Raw genomic sequence first — 19,031 nt, forward strand, 5'->3', positions numbered from 1 at the left:
GGCTATCGTCGGGGCGTGTCGCCCTGGCTTCGTCCCCGCTGGCTCGTTGGCCACGTGCTCGTCGGTGTGGTCGCGGTGGTGTTCCTGCGGCTGGGCTGGTGGCAGTGGCAACACGCGCGGCAGGGCAACACCCTCAGCTACGGGTACGCGTTGCAGTGGCCGCTTTTTGCCGCCTTCGGGGTCTTCTTCTGGGTCAAGGTGGTGCGCGAGCGGTTGAGCCACGCCGACGTCCGACGGCAGGGGGGCAGGCCGCAGGCAGCGGTGCCGTCGCTGGGTCACAGCTGGCGCTTCGAGCGCAGCGACCCGGACGGCGCGGCGCCGGCGCGGATGACGCCCGCCGCTGTGACGCAGACCGACGCCCAGGATCCGCAGGTGGCCGCCTACGAGGACATGCTGCGGTGGCTCAACGACGACCCCCGCCGGCACGTCTCGGACTACCCGGGCTTCCAGGACCGCTAGACCTCGACACCTCGAACGCGCCGCTGCCGGCACGGTCCCGTCGCACCGGCGTCGATGACGGCTGCCGGCTCAGGCAAATGCCGCCAGCGGTCTCCGCGGCGCCGAGCCTGCTGACAGATGTCCGCATCGACACCGTGCCGCCACCACCGCGCCGCTGCGCAGACAACCACCTGCGGCCGCGCCTGTGCGAAGGTCGTCACTCCAGTGCCGTGAGGCGTCCCGCCGGCGGCTCCCGCCACGCTGCTCTCCGGCTGCCCGCGGACGCGGCCGCGCCCGATAGGCAGCTCCTGGCGTCGGGCCTCGCCTCGACGACCATGCGTGGTTCTGCCGGCCGCTGCTCGTCGAAGTCACGCCTCGACCGTCGGTCGCGGCCCACGCGTGGGCGTCCTCGACCGGTGGCGGACGAGCGCCGCTGCGGTGTGCTTCCGCCCGGCCCGCCTTGCCAGCCGACCGGCATGGCTAGCGACGGCCCGTGCGGCCGAACACCCGACGTTGACCACGAGGACCAGGAGGGTCTGTGAACATGAGTACGCCGGCGACAGCCGGGCACGACGATCCGGCGGCCGGGGACGTGACGGTGCGGCCGAGGCGGATACGGCAGATCAGCCTGGGCGCCGCAGCGGTGATCCTGGCGATCAACGTGTACGCGGGGCTCACCTTGAGTGGAACCACCTCCAACGGGGGAAAACTGTTTCCCGCCGACCGGTGGGCAGTCATCGGGGTCGGGGTGTTATTCACCGGGCTGACCCTGCTGCCGTGGCGGCTGCGGGTGCAGGCCGACGTCGAGCGGGTGCGGGTGCGCAACCTGCTCGGTGATGTCACCGTGCCGTGGCAGGTGGTGGAGCGGGTTCGGTTCGACCGCAAGGCGGTGTGGGCGTCGCTGGATCTGGTCAACGGCGACGTGGTGCCGCTGCTGAGCGTGCAGGTGATCGACCACGCGGACGCCGTCGCTGCCGTCAGACGTCTGCGAACCCTGCTCGCCGCCGCCCGGGCCATGGATGCGGACGGGGCCGGTTCCGTGGCGCCACCCGCCGAGGGCGGGCCCGCCGTTGAAGGGGCGGCCCCTGCTGCGGGGGATCGATCCACCTCCAGTTGAGTTGCACTTATTGCAATGTGAGCATATGTTGGCTCGGTCGGTCGACAGGAGGGGCAGCCGGGCATGGGCGAGGGACACGACCACGGGCAGCAGATCATGCGCGCCGGTGAGAAGCACCGGGGCCGGTTGTGGGCGGCGTTCGCCCTGCTGGTCGCTTTCATGCTGGTCGAGGCGGTCGCGGCGTGGTTGACCGGTTCGCTGGCGCTGCTGTCGGATGCCGGGCACATGTTCACCGACGTGCTCGGCATCGGCATGGCGCTGGCGGCGATCACCGCAGCCAGCAAGGCCTCTCACGACGGGCAGCGCACATTCGGGTTGTATCGGATGGAGGTCCTCGCCGCGCTGGCCAACGCGGTGCTGCTGTTCGGCGTCGCCATCTACGTGCTGGTGGAAGCGGTGCGCCGCTTCTCCGCGCCGCACGAGGTGCTGGCCGGGCCGATGCTGGTCGTCGCGGTGGCCGGCCTGGTGGCCAACATCGCGGCATTCTTCCTGCTGCGTTCAGGCTCGGAGGAGAGCCTGAACGTGCGCGGCGCCTACCTTGAGGTGCTCGGCGACCTGTTCACCTCGGTCGGCGTCATCGTCGCCGCTGGAATCATCGCCCTGACCGACTGGTGGTACGCCGACCCGATCATCGCGGTGGCGGTGGGCCTGTTCATCCTGCCCCGCACCTACAAGCTGGGCCGGGCCGCGGTGCGGGTGCTGGTGCAGGCCGCCCCGCCGCACCTGGACGTCGCGCAGGTCCGCGACGCCCTGGCCGCGGTCGACGGCGTCGCCGACGTGCACGACCTGCACGTCTGGACCCTGACCTCGGGGATGGAGGTCGCGTCGGCGCATCTGATCCTCGCTCGCGACAGTGACCTGGCGGGGGTCCTGGCCGCGTCCCGGCAGGTGTTGCACGATCGGTTCTCCATCGAGCACGCGACCCTGCAGGCCGAGCCGCAGGGCGCCGACGGCGTCTGCGACGCAAGCGGTTGGTGATGGTTTGTGGGGAACTTTCCGCTGCCTCTGCGCGACTATCTGAGGAATGACCCGCTAGCTGGGAGTCCGGCCTTGACCCGCACGTACCGTTTCGTCCTGCCCGTCCGTGTTGCTGCTGCCCTCTGCGTGGCCACCGCCCTGCTCGTGCCGGCCACGCCGGCGTGGGCACACAACGCCCTGCGCGACTCGACGCCGGCCGCCAACGCCCGTCTGGCCGCCGCCCCGCAACAGATCGAGCTGATCTTCGTCGAACGGCTCGATCCGCGGTTCACGACCATCGCGGTCACCGCCCCGGGTGACGTTGCCGCCGTCGCCGGCAAGCCGGCCGTGTCGGGTACCCGCGCCACCCAGCCGCTCAAGTCTGACCTGCCCGCCGGCAGGTACACGGTGGCGTACCGGGTGGTGTCCGTCGACGGGCATCCGGTGCAGAGCTCCTACACGTTCACCGTCACCGCGTCGGCGTCCCCGCTCGCGGCATCCGCACCGCCGGCGTCGGCCCTCACCACACCGCCGTCGGTGCCGGCGACCACTGCCGCTTCCTCGGCCGCCGCCGCTGATGGCGCCCCGAGCATGGGGGTCGGGCTGGTGGCGGTGCTGCTCGCGCTCGTGGCGGCCGGGGCGGGTCTGCTGCTGTGGCGCAAGCGGGCGGCCCGGCGATGAGCATGCAGAGCGTCGTGCGGCGTCCGGTGCTGGTGCCCGTCGGCACTGTCCTCGTCGCGGCCGCGGTCGGAGCGGCGCTGTTGTGGTGGGGTGGCGGCGCGGTACCCCAGACGGTGCCGGGCCTGCCGGACCCGGGCCCGACCACCGCGTGGATCCTGCCGGCCGCCCGGTTGGGCATGCAGGTCGGTGCGGTCATCACCGTCGGGCTGCTGCTGGCCGTGGTGATGCTGTCGCCCCGCGACGACGAAGGTCGCCTGTCGGCCCTGGGCTACCGCCGCCTGCGCGCTGCGGCATTCAGTGCTGCCGCCTGGGCGGCGGCGTCCGCGGTGGCGGTCTGCTACACCCTGGTCGACCTGTTCGGGCTGCCCGCCGCCCAGGTGTTGTCCGTGCGGGCGGTGCTGCACTTCGCCCTCAGCGTGGCGCTCGGGCAGGCGCTGGCCCTCAGCGGCGTCCTCGCGTTGCTCGTGGCGCTGATCGCCGCCAGGAGCCTGCGTCCGGGCGGTGCCCTGGCGGCGTTGTGTATCGCGGTGGCGGCGACGATCCCGCCGGTGTTCACCGGGCACGCCGCCGGTTCCGGCAACCACCAGATCGCGGTGTCCGGGCAGCTGCTACACGTCATCCCGGTCACCCTGTGGGCGGGGGGTCTGTTCGCCCTGGCCGTCACCGCCCGCGGGTCGACCGCCGACCTGGCCGTCGCGGTGCGCCGGTTCTCGCCGCTCGCGCTGGCCTGCCTGGTCGTCGTCGGCGCCTCCGGCCTGGTGTCCGCCGCCACCCGCCTGTCCGCCCCGGCGGAGTTGCTGACCACCCGTTACGGGCAACTGCTGCTGGTCAAGATCGCGGCGCTCGCCGCGGTCGGGGTGGCCGGGCTGCTGCACCGCCGCCGTTCGATGCCCGCCCTGTGCGCGGGGCGGCGGCGTCCGTTCCTGCGGGTGGCGGTGGTGGAGACGCTGCTGTTCGCCGCCACCCTCGGCGCCGCCGTGGCGCTGTCGCGTACCCCCGCACCGCTCGGTGAGGTGGAGGAGGACTCGACGGCGGCCCTGCTCGGTTTCCCCATGCCGCCACCGTTGAGCATCGAGACCGTGGCGAGGCTGTGGCTGCCCGACCCGCTGATCATCGCCGCCGCGGTGGCCGCCGCCGGGCTGTACCTGGCCGGGGTGTGGCGACTGCGCCGCCGCGGTGACACGTGGCCGCCCGCCCGCACCGCGCTGTGGCTGGCCGGCTGCGCGGTGATCGTCATCGCCACGTCCAGCGGCCTGGCCCGTTACGGACCGGTGTTGTTCGCCGTGCACATGGTGCAGCACCTGCTGCTGATGATGGTCGCCCCGATCCTGCTGGTGCTCGCCGGGCCGGTCACCCTCGCCCTGCGCGCGCTGCCCCCGTCGACCGACCCCCGGTGGCCCGGCCCCCGTGAGTGGCTGCAGACCGCCCTGCACTCCCGGGTCTCCCGCGCGCTGACCCATCCAGTGGTCGCGCTGGCCCTGTACGTCGTGAGCCTGTACGTGCTCTACTTCACCGGCCTGTACGAGCTGGCGGTCCGTTCCCACGCCGCGCACCTGGCCATGATCGGCCACTTCCTCGGCGTCGGGTACCTGTTCTTCTGGACCGTGATCGGCATCGACCCCGCCCCCCGGCGGGTGCCACACCCGCTGAAGGCGATCCTGGTGCTGATCAGCATGGTGCTGCACGCCTTCCTCGGTGTGGCGCTCATGCAGTCGGGCGGCGTTCTCGCCGCCGACTGGTGGACCGCCCTCGCCCGTCCCTGGGGGCCCACTCCACTTCAGGACCAGCGCAACGCCGGCGGGGTCGCCTGGTCCTTCGGGGAACTGCCCACGGTCATCGTGCTCGGCGCCCTGATGCTGCAGTGGATCCGCGCCGACGAGCGGGAAGCCCGCCGCCGTGACCGCGCGGCCGACCGCGCCGAAGCGGAGGGCCGCGAGGACGACGAACTGGCCGCCTACAACCGCATGCTCGCCGGACTCGCCGAACGAGACCGGCAGGTTCCCCGGTGAACCGCCGCCCGCCGAATGCCGGTGCCGGGAACCGGCAGCGGGCGATCAACGACTACCTGTCGACGACGGCACACGAACGAGGCAGAAAGTTGGTTCGGATGAGACACCGATGGGCGATCGTCGCACTGGCCGTCACGGCCGCCACCGTCACGGCGGCCAGCCCCGCGTGGGCCCACACCGACGCGAAGCTGACGCCGGCGCGCGCGGGCGCCGCCAACGCCGTGCTGTCCGTCGACGCCGAGGCCGAGTCCCGCACCGCCGGCACCACCTCGGTGCAGGTCTACCTGCCCGAGGGCATCGCCGCGTCAGACATCACCCTGCTCAAGGCCCCGCCCGGCTGGAAACTGTCCACCACCACGCCGAACAGCTACACCGTCGCCGGACCGGCCGTCCCGGTCGGGCAGGACGCCGAACACCAGGTACGCGTGCGGCAGCTGCCCAACACTGCGCAGGTGTCGTTCAAGATCCTGCAGAAGTACAGCGACGGACGTATCGACCGGTGGATCGAGGTGCCCAGCTCCGCCAACCCGGAGCCGGCCAACCCCGCCCCGACCGTGAAACTCGCCGCCGCCCCGACCCCCAGCCCGACCGGCTCCGCCGTCGAGGCGAGCAGCCCGAGCGTCGCACCTGCCACCGACGCCCCGATCACCGATGGACCTGCCGCGAGCACTCAGCAGGACGCCGGTAACGGCGGGGTGTGGCTGGTCGTCGGGATCGTCCTGGCGCTGCTGGCCGCCGCCGGCATCGTGGTGTCGTTGCGGCGACACCGGCCCTGAGTGCGGCGACCTGGTCGGGCTCGGGCGCTGATGCCCTTCGTGGACACTTCCACCGATAGGATCCGTCCCGTGCCGGTGCGGTGGCGGGACCCGGTCAGTCGACGCGATGGCCTGCGTCTGCGCGAGCTGCTCTGCTTCCTCGTCGCCGCGGTCGTCGCGATGATCGCGGCCCACGGGACGCTCGACGTGGCCGCGGCGAGTGTCACTCACCCGTCCCCGTCCTCGACGGCCCTGCACGCCCAGCCCTGCCCGGACGAGCGGCCCGGCCACGTCACGCGCGCCTGCCCGGCGGAATCGCCCCGCACACTTCCCGTCGCCGAGCCTGCCAGCCCCACCCTGAGGTGCCCGCCCGTGCGGCCCTCAGGCGACCTACCGCATGTAGACCAGCGGCGCGTTTCTGCAACTGCTCGGCGGCGGTGTTCTTGAGCACGACTGAGCGGTGATTCTCGGCGGCTCTGATCCCGTGGCGATGACACCAGCAGCTACGTGCGCACTGGGACAGCTGCGGCTGAGCAGCGCCGGGGACAGCCGCTCACCACGGCACCGGGCATAGACAAGCCCGCCAGTGCCACTGGCGCTGGTGACCTGGCGCTTGCCAGTACGCGCTACAACCCGGCGAGGGTGTACAGCCCGAGGAACCCGACGAAGAACAGGGCGGCCGTCCACGGGGTCTCGGGGTGTTCGTGAGCCTCCACCAGAAGCTCTTCGGTGACCAGGTACAGCAGGGCAGCAGCACCGAAGGCCAGCACAGCGGCCAGGACCCCACGGCTGGCGCCGCCGAGCAGTGCCGCACCGCCGATCGCTCCTGCAGCGGTCGCCAGACCGAGCGCACTCGGAATCATGGCGGCCCGCACCCGGCCCGCACCTCGCTTGGCCAGTGCGGCGCTCACCGACAGGCCGAGGAACAGGACCTCCAGGGTGAGTGCGATCGTGAGGATGACGCCCTGGCTCTTTCCGAGGGTGACGCCCAAGCCGACGAGCAGGCCGTCTACGAGCAGGTCGACACCGACCGCGGCCAGCAGCCCGGCGGGGACACCGATGGGGCGGGTGGCCTCCACCCGGCGGGAGTAGGCCCCCAGAGCCAACAGCAGAACCACGCCGGCGGTGAACGCGCCCACCACGATCAGCAGGTGGCCTTCTCGGCGCAACTCCGGCAGCAGCTCGCCAGCGAGCGCGGCGAACACCACTCCGGCGGCGAAGTGCTGGATTCCGCTGGAGACCGCCGGGCCGGGAGTCCTCAACGTAGCGATCACCGCGCCTGTCACGGTGGCCACGACGGGAAAGGCCACCAGGATCGCTGCCGTGCCGACTACGTTCACAGGCGTCCTCTCCTGTCCTCGACCCAGAGCGCGAGGCGCCGTCAGGGCACCCTGGTGTTCGTGCCCGGCGATTGGTCGGCCAAACCAGCGCGGCTCGGTCCCACCGACTTTGAGCAGCTTCGGGAGGCGCGCTCGATGACGCGGCGGTCGTGATCGCTGCCGTCGTGGTGTCTGCGAGCATGGACTGTTCCGTAGCTGGTGGTCTGGAACAGGTGGAGGTGGGGGCATGGCGACGGATCTGGTCGGCGCCCTCGCCGGGGCGTCGTTGGCCGCGTTCGCGCTGGCCTGGATGTCGGCGGTGGCCGGCCCCGGCGGCGGTGTGCTGCTGCTGCCCGTGTTCACCGCGCTGTTCGGACTGCGGTGGCACTGACTCCCGCGACCCTGCTGGGCGCCTGGGTGGGCAAGAAGACCGTGGGGCGGATCAGCGACCGACTGTTCGTCGCCGTCGTGGGGGTTGGTCTGATCGCCGCCGGCGTGCTGTTTCTGGCCGGCTTCTGACGTCACCCGAGCCGGCTACTCCTCATCCGCGTCTCAGGTGAGGTGTTGCCGGACGCGGCGGGGCGGGGTGAACGCGTAGAGGTCGAGCACGCCGGGTGGGTCGGCCAGGCCGGGGCCGCCGGCGCGGATCCAGGCGGCGATGTCGTCGCTCGCGTCGGTGTCGTTGATCAGGCCGAGCCAGCCCGGTCGCCCGCCGGCGCGGCGGCCGGCGGGGAGGGCTGTACGACGATGACGTTGGCGTGCGCGCAGGTGTCGAGGCAGTCGCTGACCCGTACCACAGCGACGTCGGCGACTGCCGCTTGCAGCTGGGCCAGTTGCCCGGCGTGGTCGAACCCGGCGGAGGTGCCGCAGCAGCAGCCCTGGCAGACCGTGACGGTGCAACCGGCCGTCGCGCCGCCGTCCCGGCCGCGGCGGCTCACGGCGCCCCTTCGGTCTGGGCGCGTCGCCATGCGGAGGAGGCGAGTAGGCGTAGGCCGTTGAGGCCGACGATGACGGTGGAGCCTTCGTGCCCGGCGACACCCAGGGGGAGGGGTAGGTTGCCGAACAGGTCCCAGCAGACCAGCACGGTGATGAAGGGTGCCGGCGATGATCAGGTTCGCCGTGACGAGGCGGCGGGCGCGCCGGGACAGGGCGGTCGCGCTGGGCAGGGTGGCCAGGTCGTCGCGGACGAGGACGGCGTCGGCGCTGGAGGGCAAGGTCGGAGCCGCCGCGGCCCATGGCGACGCCGAGATTGGCGGCGGCGAGGGCGGGTGCGTCGTTGACGCCGTCGCCGACGAGCAGCACCCGCCGGCCGCTGGCCTGTACGGCGCGCACCTGGTCGACCTTGTCCTGCGGCAGCAGCCCGGCGTGCACGTCGGTGATCCCGGCCTCCGCCGCCAGGTGCCCGGCGGCGCCGGCGTTGTCACCGGTGAGCAGCATCGGCCTGGCCCCGGTGAGGCGGGTCAGCGCGATGACGGCGTCGGAGCGGATCCGGTCGGCCAGGGCAAGCACCCCGACGGGCGTCCCGTCGACGATCACCACCATGGCGGTGTGGCCGGTGGCCTGCGCGTCGGCGGCCACGGCCCGGGCCTGGGCCACGGCCATGGGCGTGAGCTCGTCGAGCAGGACCGGCCTGCCCACGGCCACCTGCCGGCCGTTGACCACCGCGCGTACGCCCCGGCCGGGCACGGACGTGAAGTCGGCCGCCGCCGGCACCGGCAGCCCGTGGTCCTGCGCCGCCGCGAGGACCGCGGCACCGACGGGGTGTTCGCCTGGCGTGCTCGGCCCCGGCGGCAAGCCGCAACACCTCCTCCGGGCGGGCGTCGCCGATGGGGTGGATGTCGACGACGCGGGGATGGCCTTCGGTGAGGGTGCCGGTCTTGTCGAACGCCACCCGCTCGGGGTCGGCGAGGTGTTCCATCACCACGGCGGACTTGACCAGGACGCCGTGGCGGCCGGCGAGGGCGATCGCGGACAGTAGCGGCGGCATCGTGGCGAGGACCACGGCGCACGGCGATGCCACGATCATGAACGTCATCGACCGCAACAGCGTCGAGCGCAGGTCGGCGCCGAAGAGCAGGGGTACGGCGAACAGCGCCAGGGTGGCGACGACCACCGCGATCGAGTACCGCTGTTCGACCTTCTCGATGAACAGCTGCGTCTTGGCCTTGGTCGCCGACGCCTGCTCCACCAGGGCGACGATGCGGGCGATCACGGACTCGCCCGCTTCACGGTGCACGCGTACGACGAGCGTGCCGGTGCCGTTGAGGGTGCCGGCGAACACCTCGTCGCCGACCGACTTGCCCGCAGGCAGCGGCTCCCCTGTGATGGTGGCCTGGTCCACCTCGCTGATGCCGTCGACGACGACCGCGTCGGCGCCGATGCGCACACCCGGGCGGACCCGCACATGGTCACCGAAGCGCAGCTCGACCGTGTCCACCACTGTCTCGCCGCCGTCGGGGTCCACCCGCGTCGCCTGCTCGGGCTGTGGATCCGGGTCGGGGCCGCCGTGGCCGTCCTCGCCGCCGGCGGCGCGGCCCTGTACGCCTGGCAGCGCCGACGCAGGGCCTGAAGGGCAGACCATCCCGTCATGCAGTCGGAACGGCAGGGCAGCGGCGGGGCGGATAGGATCTCCGCGATGAGACGCTGGCAGATGACCACGGCGCAGCGAGGCGACGGACGCCTCAGCCGCGTCGTCTGCCTGCTCCTGGTTGTCCTCGTGGCGCTGATCGCCGCCCACCCGGTCACCGGCGCCAGCGCGGCGCGCAGGCACACCCAACCGCTGGCCGGTGTCAGCGTGGCTCACCACGGCCAGGACTGTCCCCAGGACCGCCCCAGCCATGCTGAGCAGGCCTGCCCCACCCAGTCGTCGAGCACTACCCCGGTCACGGCCTCACTCATCCGGCCGTTGACTCTGACGAGCCGGCGACTGCCTCCGTTGCCCGCCGAGCGGATCCATCAGGATGACCCGGGGACCCATCTGTGTCCTCGCCTGACACAGTTGGCGGTGTCCCGCACGTAAGAGCCACTCCGCGTGGCATGGCTTCGGCGGCGCAGGCAGCCTGCCTCGCCGCCGCGAGCGGGAACCGGGTATCGCCATGGCTGTCGTGGCGGGCGACCGCCCCGGACAGGCACTGCCCGCGCTGGCCGGGTGTGCTTCCGGCCCCCGCATCCCCTGCCCGCGTCGCGTTCCTGAGCGGGTTAGGGCGATGGGTACGCGTCAGCCACCTGCTGCTCACCGGCTCCATTCGACTGGAGCCGTCCAGGAACATCGGCATGTCTTCCGCCCATCGGGCGCATCCCCCACTCCCACTAGTGAGAGGCATCGTGATGAGAGCTTCCAAGTCCTCTGCCCGTACCCGACCGGCGAAGGCCGTCGCGGTGCGCCCCGGCCGGCCGTGGGGCGTCATCGCCGTCGTCACGGCGGTGAGCGTGCTCGGCGTGGCGATCATCGGCTACGCCGCGGTCGCCACGTGGCAGGGCACCCGGCCCTGGGCGCAGCGTCTGACCGGCCTGTCCGGCGTGACGGATTACGCGTCGAAGAAGCCGGCGTGGCTGGCTAGTGAGCACAAGAGCGGCCCGCTGACCTACGAGGTGACCCCGTCGGTGGGTGGCAGCCACAACAGCGCGTGGCAGAACTGCACCGGCGACGTTTACGACGCGCCGATCGCCGCCGAGCACGCCACCCACAGCATGGAACACGGCGCGGTGTGGATCACCTACCGGTCCGACCTGCCCGCCGACGAGGTGCAGCGCCTGGCCGGGCGGGTCCGCGGCGTCGACTACATGCTGCTCAGCCCGCACGACAACCTCGACGCGCCGATCTCGCTACAGGCGTGGGGCTACCGCCTCACCGTCCCCTCCGCCGACGACGAGCGGATCGACGAGTTCATCCGCGCGGCCCGGGTCAACGCCGGACCCGAGCAGGGCGCGACGTGCTCGGGTGGGATCACCGCCACCGGCACGACGCCCCGTGACCTTGCCCCTCAGGGCCAGTAGGGGCCAGCCATGGACAACGCGCAAACACCCCCGCAACCCCAGCCGGACCCGCCGGCGAGTCGCCGCTGGTGGCCGCTCGTGGCCGCGGCCCTCGTCGTCTTCGCCGTCGGTGTCGCCGTGGGACTGCTCGTTCCGGCCGTGCGGGCACCCGGCGACACGTCCGCCGACGCCGGCTTCGCCCGGGACATGGCAACCCACCACGCCCAGGCCGTGGAGATGTCGATGATCGTGCACGCCCGTACCGACGATCCCGAGGTCGCCACCCTCGCCATGGACATCGCACTCACCCAACAGGCGCAGATCGGCATCATGCGGACCTGGCTGACCCAGTGGGGCCTGCCACCGACCGGCAGCCAACCGGCCATGGCCTGGATGAACGACATGAACGGCATGGACCACGGCGGTGCAGACGCGACCGGCGCCGCACCCATGCCGGGCATGGCGACCAAGGCCGAGATCACCCAGCTGCGCGAGACCACCGGCCGGAACCTGGACATCAGGTTCGCCGAGCTGATGATCCGCCACCACCGCGGCGGACTCGCCATGGTCGAGGCGATCCTGGCCGCAGAGCCCCGCCCGGAAGTCCGCGACCTGGCGGCGCGGATGCGCGCCGGCCAGCAGGCCGAGATCACCGCTTTGCAGAAGCTGCTGGACCGGCTGCACTCCACCGCCTCCACCGATGCGTCCACCAACTGACGCGTCGCTCGGCCCCGCCGCCCAGGCCGCCGGCGGGTACGCGCCTCGCCTCCGCCCGCACCCTGGCCACCTGGCTCGGTCCCGCATCAAAGTGGGCCATGGCTGGCGGGGCGTTGGCTGTCCTGCTGGCCGCCGGATACCGCCGGCGCGCGGCACTGATCCGTGCGCGAAACGCCCGCTTGGGCGGCATGGTGATGAACCGCTGACCGCCGGCCCGCCTCGGCGTGGTCGACGTACCGTCAGGACGTGGCCGGCGGTCCGACCGATTCCAACGGCGGAGTCCTGGTCAGCGTGCCCGGCCGCCGCGACGGGTTGGCGCGCAGGGGGAGGGAGCGGGTATGGCCAGCGCGCGGGTGCGGACGGCGCCTGGGCGCCGCGTCGAGCGGGCCCGGCGACCGCACGTTGCGCTGGCCGTCGTGCTGATCCTTGCCGGGGTGTTCGCTACCGGCGCCGGGCTCGGCAGCAACGGCAGCGGCAGCGGCCTGTTGGGCTGGTTGCCTTTCGTCGGTCAGCGGGGCAGCGCGGAGGCGTTGGGTCCGAGCCGGCCGGTGCGGATCAGCATTGACGCGATCAAGGTGAACGCGGCGGTGGGGCCGGTCGGCGTGGCGGCCGACGGGTCCATCGCCGTGCCCCCGCTGTAACGGGCCGACGACACCGGCTGGGCGACCTGCGTAAGGGCTCCCGCGTCGAGATCACTCGGGCTCACCGTTCGGTCGCGGTGTTCGCGGTCACCTCGGTCGAACGGTTCGACAAGAACCGCCTGCCCGCAGACCGGGTCTACGGCGGCGACGGCGGGCCCGGGCTCCGCCTGATCACCTGCGGCGGCGCGTGGATCGGCGGAAGCGTCGGCTACGCCGACAACACCATCGCCTTCGCCTCGCTGGTCGGCTCGCGCCAGCGCTGACCGAGCGGGGTCCCCGGGACCGGCCCGCCGTGGTGTGGCCCGGTCAGATGCTGATCTGGCCCGGCCCGACCGTGGCCCGTAGCCAGATCATCAGGTCGGTCCACGCTCCGGTGAGCAGCGCGAGCCCGATCGCGACGAGCAGCGCACCGCCGAGGCGGGTGACCCACCGGTGGTGGCGGCGCACGAAGCGGGTGAGGGTCAGCGTGCGCCGCAACCCGAGGCCGACGAGCAGGAACGGCAGGCCCAGGCCGGTGCAGTAGGCCAGGGCGAGGACGGTGGCCCTACCGGTGGTGGATTCCACCGCCGCCAGGCCCAGCACTGCGCCGAGGGTGGGGGACACGCACGGCGTCCAGGACAGGCCGAACGTCGCGCCGAGCACGGGTGCGCTGGCGATCCCGGCGGACGGGAGCCGGGTGGCGCGGACCTGCCGTTGCAGCAGCGGGAACGCCCCGAGGTAGCCGGCGCCGAGGAGCACGGTCAGCGTCCCGGCGGCGATCTCGATGGTGCGCGCGTTGGTCACCAGGGCGCGGCCGGCGGCGTTGAACGCCACGGCCACGGTGACGAACACGACGGCGAACCCGGCGATGAACCCGAGCGTGCCGGCCACGACCCGCGCCCGCGCCCGCCGCCGGGTCGCCACGGCGACAGCGCCGGCCGCCGGGGGCGGGGTGGGCTGCGCCGCGGCGTCGAGGTCGGTACCGGCTAGGCCGGTGACGTAGGACAGGTAGCCCGGCACCAATGGCAGGACGCAGGGGGATAGGAAACTCACCAGTCCCGCCGCGGCGGCGACGGCCATCGCGGCCAGGAGGGGCCCGGTCGCGGCGATGGCCGCGAACTGCTCGCCCATGTCAGCCGGCTCCGGCCGACGTGCGCGCCACGGAGTCCGGTTCCACCAGTCGCGGCATGTGTCCTCCCTCAGGTCGCGCTGGCTGCGCAACGGTCATCGTCTCACGCCGCTACTACCTTTCGTAGTATGGGGTGTGCCGTCCGCGCACTGGGACGGCTTGCCCCGCAGGGGACGCCGACCGGCCCGCCGCGCGGGTCGGCTGTTGCGGCGCGCCCGGACGCGGCCGGTGTCGCGCGCCCGTGGCCGTCAGATGCACAGCACCCTCCGTCGTGGTGGCGGCCGCGCAGGTCGTGGCGGCGATCCTGGATTCCTCCCTTCGCCGCAACCGGAGGATCTAAGGGATGTCTCGTAACCCTGCCGTCTGTCTGTTGAGGATGGTCGGGCAGGATGCCTGGGTGCAGGTGATCACCGCGGCCGACTCTGAGTGGATCTTTCCGTTCACCGGGTTGCAGCCCGCCCAGTTCCGCAAGCTGGTCCGGTTGGTCGCCGAGCGTGGCGGTGACGGCATCGCTGACGGCCGGCCGGGCCGGCAGTGGGCCCTGGACCTGCCGGATCGGGTGCTGCTGGTGGCCACCTACTGGCGTACGAACCTGACAATGCGGCAGATCGGCCCGCTGTTCGGGGTGTCGCACTCGGCTGCCCATCGGGTCATCGACACCCTCGCGCCGCTGCTGGCCCTGGCGCCGGTGCGTAAGCGGCCAGTCGAGCAGATCGCGATCGTCGACGGGACTCTGATCCCCACCCGCGATCACCGCTTGGCCGCCCGGAGCAAGAACTACCGGTACTCGACGAACCTGCAAGTCGCCATCGACGCCAGCACCCGCCTGGTCCTCGCCGTCGGCGACCCGCAGCCGGGCAACCGCAACGACACCATCGTCTACCGCACGTCCGGCATCAAGGCGAAGCTGGACGGGCGGCCGGTGATGGCCGACGGCGGCTACCGCGGCAACCCCGAGGTGATCATGCCGTACCGCAAGCCCACCGACGGCAGCCAGCTCCCGGATTGGAAGGAAGCCCTCAACGTCCAGCACCGCACCGTCCGAGCGGGAGTCGAACACGCTCTGGCCAGGATGAAGTGCTTCAAGATCCTGCGCGACTACCGCCGCGCCGCCCACACATTGGCCGACGCCGCTTCCGGCATCGCGAACCTCCACAACATCATCCTCGCCGGCTGACCATCGGCTTGATGCCGAGCAACGCCTTCACCCAGTTACGAGACGTCCCTTAGCCTGAATAACAGTCTTCTGGTCGGACGGCAGTGATCGATGAGCCTGTCCCCGCCGCACCCCCTGAGCCCGCCGCGCTGCTCGACCTTCCGCTGACCACGGTCGCGGTGGCGCTGCCAGTCGACCACCGCTCGGTGGCAAAGGTGAGGGAGGCGCGGTGGCAGGTGCCGGCGGCCGGGCGGCCGGCTCGGAGAGCACCCTGGAAGTCCAGCTTTCAGCGGTGCTGCCGGCCGCGCAGGACGAGCGGGATCAGTGCGTGCAGCGGCTGCGGGAGCGGCTGTCCGGGACACGGGGGCTGCGCGACGCGCACGTGCACGACCGCGACGGGCAGGCAGTGGTGTGCGTGCACTACGACCCCGTCGTGCTGCCGCTGGACCGGCTGCGTCGGGTGGTGTCTCAGACCGGCGCGCAGGTCAGCGACCGCTACCGGCATGCGTGGCTCCGGGTGACCGGGATGGACTGCGGTGACTGCTCTGCGAGCATCGAGCACGTCCTCACCCGCCAGAACGGGGTGCTGGCCGCCTCGGTTAGTTACGCCGCGGAGCGGCTGCGGGTGGAGTTCGACAGCGACGTCGTGTCGTTGGACGACCTGGTCCGTCTGGTGCGCGCCATGGGCTACGGCGTGGAGGTCCCGCGCCGGCGAGGGTGGGTGCGCACCCGCGCGGAGCTGCTGTTGGCGCTGGCCGCCGGCGTACTGCTCGCGATGGGCTTCGCCGGTGAGACGTTCCTCGACTGGCCCGCCACGGTTGTCGTGGTCGCGTACGGGCTGGCCTATCTGACCGGCGGATTCACCGCGGCACGGCACGCGGCGGCCGCCGCGGTGCGGCTACGGCTGCAGATCGACGCGCTGATGGTCGTCGCGGCCGTCGGCGCTGCGGTCGTCGGGGCCTGGGCCGAGGGCGCGCTGCTGCTGTTCCTGTTCAGCCTCGGCCACGCGCTCGAGCACCGGGCGATGGGCCGGGCCCGCCACGCGATCGAGGCACTCGGGACGATCACCCCGCACACCGCCAGGGTTCGCCGCGAGGGCACTGAGACCGAACTCGACGTGCGGGAGGTGCTGCGCGGCGACGTGGTCATCGTCCGGCCCGGCGAACGCGTACCGGTCGACGGCAGCGTGCGGGGCGGGCGGTCGACGGTCGACCAGAGCCCGATCACCGGCGAGAGCACTCCGGTCGACAAGGCGCCCGGCGCTGCGGTGTTCGCCGGCACGGTCAACCACGACGGCGTCCTGGAGGTCGAGGTGACCCGGCTGGCCGGGGAGTCCACCCTGGCCCGGGTGGTCACCATGGTGCAGGAGGCCCAGACCCAGAAGTCCCCCACCCAACGGCTCACCGAGCGCTTCACCGCGGTGTTCGTACCCGCCGTGCTGCTGCTGGCCGCGGCGGTCATCGCGGTGCCGCCGCTGCTGGGCTGGCTGACCTGGCAGGTGGCGTTCCTGCGCGGCATGGCGGTCCTGGTGGCCGCGTCGCCGTGCGCGCTGGCCATCGGCACGCCGGCGGCCGTGCTGTCGGGGATCGCTCGCGCCGCCCGAACGGGTGTGCTGGTCAAGGGCGGCGTGCACCTGGAGAACCTGGGCCGGGTCGACGCGATGGCCTTCGACAAGACCGGAACGCTCACCAGCGGGCACCCCGTTGTCACCGATGTCCGCCCCGCCGCCGGCGTCGACCCCGCGGCCCTGCTCAGCACGGCCGCCACCGTGGAGAGCCGGTCCACCCACCCCCTGGCCCGGGCTGTCGTGGCGGCGGCGCAGGGCCTGCCACTGGGCCGGGCAGGCGAGGTCACCATCGCCGCCGGGAAAGGGATCACGGCGGCCGTGGACGGCCGGCAGGTCCGGGTCGGCCGCCCCGGGTATGTCCTCCCGTCGGACCCGCCTGACGAGATCCGCGGTGCGGTCGCCGAACTGGAGGCCGCCGGCAGGACGGTCATCGCCGTCGACGCCGACGGGCACCTCCTCGGCGTGCTCGGGCTGGCGGACCAGCCCCGAGACGGCGCCAAACCCATGCTGCAGCAGCTACGGCGTCTCGGTGTCACGTCGCTGGTCCTGCTCACCGGCGACAACCCTCACGTCGCCGCGGATGTCGCCCGCAGCCTGAGCCTCACCGACTACCGTGCCGGGTTGCTGCCGGAAGACAAGGTCGACGCCATCGCCGGCCTGACCCGCCAGCATCGTGTGGTGGCCATGGTCGGCGACGGCGTCAACGACGCTCCCGCGCTTGCCCGCTCCACCATCGGCATCGCCATGGGCACCGCAGGAACGGACATCGCCCTCGAAACCGCCGATGTCGCCCTCATGGCCGACGACCTGAGCAAACTTCCCGCCGCCGTGGGGCTCGGCCGACGCTCCCGGCGGGTCATCCGCCAGAACCTCGCCGTCGCCCTGTGCGTCATCGCGGTCCTGCTACCCGCCGCCGTCCTTGGGATCGCCGGTATCGGCGCCGCCATCGTGGTCCACGAAGGCAGCACCCTGGCCGTTGTCGCCAACGCGCTGCGGCTGTTGCGATGAGATCAGGGCACTGACAGCACGAGAGTCGGTCGCGGTGACGGCGGACAGGGTTTGCCTGAAGCCCGGCCGGCCCGGACCCCGCAGCGAGCCCGTCAGGCCTATGGGTCACACCACGAGCCTCACCGTCTCGTAGCGCCGCATGTAATCGCCGTCGCCTACCTCTACGGCGACTCCCGGACGGCCCACTGGCACTCTCCTCCGGGCGCCTGATCCCGACATCAAGGACGTACCGAGCCGGAGACCTCAGGGGTGCCGGGACCCGTCGCCCGCGAACATCCGGACCTGCCCACCTGTCCCGGTGTCCGGTTTCGTCCGGTTACCGGGATCCCGGGCGGGCCGGCCCGCCCGGAATGCCGGCCGGGCGGCCGTGGTTATGACTCCCGTACGCCCGAGCACCCCCGCCCGGGCGTATCTCTTTGGGCGGCCCGCACCCCGATCTGCTGGCCGTCCTTTCCCCCAGGTGAAAGGTGAGCATCAATGACTACTGTTACTCGTTGGCTCCCGGCCATCACTCAGACTTCGGTTGTTCGTAAGGCCGCGCTCGGTGTCGCCGGGCTCGCGTTCGCCGGTGGCGCGATCGCCGGTCCCGCGACCGTGGCGCACGCCGCGCCGGTGTCGGCCGGCAAGCCGGCCACCGTGGCGCAGGAGCGTGACGGCGGCAAGGAGCTGGACTTCACGTACAAGTTCCAGGAGACCTACTTCTACTGCGCGCCGGCGGCGACCAAGATGGCGCTGTCCGCGCTCGGTAAGGACCTGAGCCAGGACGAGCTGGCCAAGAAGCTGGCCACCACCGAGGCGGGCACCAACTCCGCCATCGAGACCACCCGGGTGCTCAAGGAGGTCACCGGTAAGGACTACCGCACCGTCGAGATCCCCGGCCAGAAGGCCAGCAAGGCCGAGACCGACCGGCTGCGCAACGACGTCGTGCGCAACATCGACGGCAAGCGGCCGATGGTGGCCAACATCAAGGGCACCTCGGTCGACACCGACGGCCACGCTCACTCCTACGAGGGTGGGCACTACATCGCCGTGGTCGGCTACCGCGACGGCGGGAACACCGTGAAGATCGGTGACTCCTGGTCCGACGAGGGCCAGTACTGGATCAGCACCGACAAGCTGGCCAACTGGATCGCCTCCCGCGGCTACTCCGCCTGACCTGAGCGTGAACAACGATGGGGCCGGCCCGACAAGGGCCAGCCCCATCGTCGTATCCACCACCTCAGGTCTGCCGAAAGGAGACCAGGGTGCCGATGTTGGCGCGGGGCGGGCGCGCCATGTGCGGGGACCTACCGCAACGGCCCGGGCCGCGGTCTGACACGCGGTCACGCCGCGCGGACCGCCAGAGGGGTGCGCGGAGACCGGGATCTCGAAGTCGGGCCCGACGGCACCACCCGCAACGAGTTGCCGACCCGCAGCGTCCCGCCGGAATGGAACCCGCGCCCCATCCGCGACGGCTGACCCGGAAAGGCGCAGATCTGCGCGACCCACCCACCGCCTGCCATTCGGCCGGAAATGCCTCCCGTAACTGGTTCCCGAATCAGCCGAAATTGCGCTCACATCGGTGCGGCGCGGCGAGAATGTGG

At 72.2% G+C, this 19,031-nt stretch carries 15 protein-coding genes and 3 pseudogenes; 13 read left to right on the plus strand and 5 right to left on the minus strand.

What is annotated here, in order from left to right:
* Positions 1-15: 15 nt before the first annotated feature.
* From FHX31_RS08985 to FHX31_RS09010, 6 genes are all read left to right on the plus strand, one after another.
* Positions 16-459 (plus strand): hypothetical protein, encoded by a 444-nt coding sequence (locus FHX31_RS08985; RefSeq protein ID WP_030271549.1) that lies wholly within the window; start codon positions 16-18, stop codon positions 457-459.
* Positions 460-1,081: 622 nt separating this feature from the next.
* Positions 1,082-1,555, plus strand: coding sequence for a PH domain-containing protein (locus FHX31_RS08990; protein ID WP_167796919.1), 474 nt, complete (start codon positions 1,082-1,084; stop codon positions 1,553-1,555).
* A 63-nt stretch (positions 1,556-1,618) separates the two neighbouring features.
* Positions 1,619-2,533 (plus strand): cation diffusion facilitator family transporter, encoded by a 915-nt coding sequence (locus tag FHX31_RS08995; RefSeq protein ID WP_030271552.1) that lies wholly within the window; start codon positions 1,619-1,621, stop codon positions 2,531-2,533.
* Positions 2,534-2,605: 72 nt separating this feature from the next.
* Positions 2,606-3,193: a copper resistance CopC family protein gene (locus FHX31_RS09000; protein ID WP_063778292.1), complete on the plus strand. Its 588-nt coding sequence runs from the start codon at positions 2,606-2,608 to the stop codon at positions 3,191-3,193.
* A complete protein-coding gene (locus FHX31_RS09005; protein ID WP_030271556.1) occupies positions 3,190-5,202 on the plus strand; it encodes a bifunctional copper resistance protein CopD/cytochrome c oxidase assembly protein in 2,013 nt (670 codons plus the stop codon). The genes FHX31_RS09000 and FHX31_RS09005 overlap by 4 nt, the downstream gene beginning before the upstream one ends.
* A gap of 98 nt (positions 5,203-5,300) precedes the next feature.
* Positions 5,301-5,978 (plus strand): DUF1775 domain-containing protein, encoded by a 678-nt coding sequence (locus tag FHX31_RS09010; RefSeq protein WP_030271559.1) that lies wholly within the window; start codon positions 5,301-5,303, stop codon positions 5,976-5,978.
* Positions 5,979-6,583: 605 nt separating this feature from the next.
* On the opposite strand, the gene FHX31_RS09015 is transcribed toward FHX31_RS09010, so the two are convergent.
* Positions 6,584-7,297, minus strand: coding sequence for a ZIP family metal transporter (locus FHX31_RS09015; RefSeq protein WP_030271561.1), 714 nt, complete (start codon positions 7,295-7,297; stop codon positions 6,584-6,586).
* A gap of 226 nt (positions 7,298-7,523) precedes the next feature.
* On the opposite strand from FHX31_RS09015, the gene FHX31_RS09020 reads away from it, so the two are divergent.
* The gene (locus FHX31_RS09020) at positions 7,524-7,667 is read left to right on the plus strand and encodes a hypothetical protein (RefSeq protein ID WP_157551500.1); all 144 of its coding nucleotides are present in this window, start codon (positions 7,524-7,526) and stop codon (positions 7,665-7,667) included.
* Between the two features lie 295 nt (positions 7,668-7,962).
* Here the strand turns inward: FHX31_RS09020 and FHX31_RS32595 are convergent, their stop codons facing one another.
* The 3 genes and pseudogenes from FHX31_RS32595 to FHX31_RS32605 all read right to left on the minus strand — a co-directional run.
* Positions 7,963-8,214: a hypothetical protein gene (locus tag FHX31_RS32595; RefSeq protein ID WP_225319877.1), complete on the minus strand. Its 252-nt coding sequence runs from the start codon at positions 8,212-8,214 to the stop codon at positions 7,963-7,965.
* A gap of 325 nt (positions 8,215-8,539) precedes the next feature.
* Positions 8,540-8,989: pseudogene (locus FHX31_RS32600) on the minus strand (HAD-IC family P-type ATPase); the annotation flags it as partial.
* Between the two features lie 106 nt (positions 8,990-9,095).
* Positions 9,096-10,115, minus strand: a pseudogene (locus FHX31_RS32605) (HAD-IC family P-type ATPase); the annotation flags it as partial.
* Between the two features lie 488 nt (positions 10,116-10,603).
* Between FHX31_RS32605 and FHX31_RS09035 the strand changes: the two are divergent.
* From FHX31_RS09035 to FHX31_RS09045, 3 genes and pseudogenes are all read left to right on the plus strand, one after another.
* A complete protein-coding gene (locus tag FHX31_RS09035; RefSeq protein WP_082171189.1) occupies positions 10,604-11,272 on the plus strand; it encodes a thioredoxin-like domain-containing protein in 669 nt (222 codons plus the stop codon).
* A 9-nt stretch (positions 11,273-11,281) separates the two neighbouring features.
* Entirely contained in the window at positions 11,282-11,968 is a 687-nt protein-coding gene (locus FHX31_RS09040) for a DUF305 domain-containing protein (RefSeq protein ID WP_047890780.1), read from the plus strand.
* A gap of 338 nt (positions 11,969-12,306) precedes the next feature.
* A pseudogene (locus FHX31_RS09045) lies at positions 12,307-12,872 on the plus strand (class F sortase).
* 43 nt (positions 12,873-12,915) lie between these two features.
* Here FHX31_RS09045 and FHX31_RS09050 read toward each other — a convergent pair.
* The gene (locus FHX31_RS09050) at positions 12,916-13,719 is read right to left on the minus strand and encodes a cytochrome c biogenesis CcdA family protein (protein ID WP_030271575.1); all 804 of its coding nucleotides are present in this window, start codon (positions 13,717-13,719) and stop codon (positions 12,916-12,918) included.
* 395 nt (positions 13,720-14,114) lie between these two features.
* On the opposite strand from FHX31_RS09050, the gene FHX31_RS09055 reads away from it, so the two are divergent.
* From FHX31_RS09055 to FHX31_RS09065, 3 genes are all read left to right on the plus strand, one after another.
* Positions 14,115-14,894 carry a transposase family protein gene (locus tag FHX31_RS09055; protein ID WP_084588886.1) on the plus strand — a complete coding sequence of 260 codons (780 nt, stop codon included), beginning with the start codon at positions 14,115-14,117 and terminating at the stop codon, positions 14,892-14,894.
* Between the two features lie 208 nt (positions 14,895-15,102).
* On the plus strand, positions 15,103-17,448 hold the full coding sequence (locus tag FHX31_RS09060; RefSeq protein ID WP_052166178.1) for a heavy metal translocating P-type ATPase: 2,346 nt from the start codon (positions 15,103-15,105) through the stop codon (positions 17,446-17,448).
* A 477-nt stretch (positions 17,449-17,925) separates the two neighbouring features.
* Positions 17,926-18,603 carry a C39 family peptidase gene (locus tag FHX31_RS09065; protein ID WP_047890781.1) on the plus strand — a complete coding sequence of 226 codons (678 nt, stop codon included), beginning with the start codon at positions 17,926-17,928 and terminating at the stop codon, positions 18,601-18,603.
* Positions 18,604-19,031: the final 428 nt, after the last annotated feature.

The organism is Micromonospora sp. CNZ286 (assembly GCF_014207755.1).

What these genes read in the sequence shown, in the direction of transcription:
- FHX31_RS09040 (WP_047890780.1), top strand. Translation starts at nt 11,282, where the DNA reads ATGGACAACGCGCAAACACCCCCGCAACCCCAGCCGGACCCGCCGGCG.
- FHX31_RS09010 (WP_030271559.1), top strand. Translation starts at nt 5,301, where the DNA reads ATGAGACACCGATGGGCGATCGTCGCACTGGCCGTCACGGCCGCCACC.
- FHX31_RS09065 (WP_047890781.1), top strand. Translation starts at nt 17,926, where the DNA reads ATGACTACTGTTACTCGTTGGCTCCCGGCCATCACTCAGACTTCGGTT.
- FHX31_RS09035 (WP_082171189.1), top strand. Translation starts at nt 10,604, where the DNA reads ATGAGAGCTTCCAAGTCCTCTGCCCGTACCCGACCGGCGAAGGCCGTC.
- FHX31_RS08995 (WP_030271552.1), top strand. Translation starts at nt 1,619, where the DNA reads ATGGGCGAGGGACACGACCACGGGCAGCAGATCATGCGCGCCGGTGAG.
- FHX31_RS09005 (WP_030271556.1), top strand. Translation starts at nt 3,190, where the DNA reads ATGAGCATGCAGAGCGTCGTGCGGCGTCCGGTGCTGGTGCCCGTCGGC.
- FHX31_RS09050 (WP_030271575.1), bottom strand. Translation starts at nt 13,719, where the DNA reads ATGGGCGAGCAGTTCGCGGCCATCGCCGCGACCGGGCCCCTCCTGGCC.
- FHX31_RS09020 (WP_157551500.1), top strand. Translation starts at nt 7,524, where the DNA reads ATGGCGACGGATCTGGTCGGCGCCCTCGCCGGGGCGTCGTTGGCCGCG.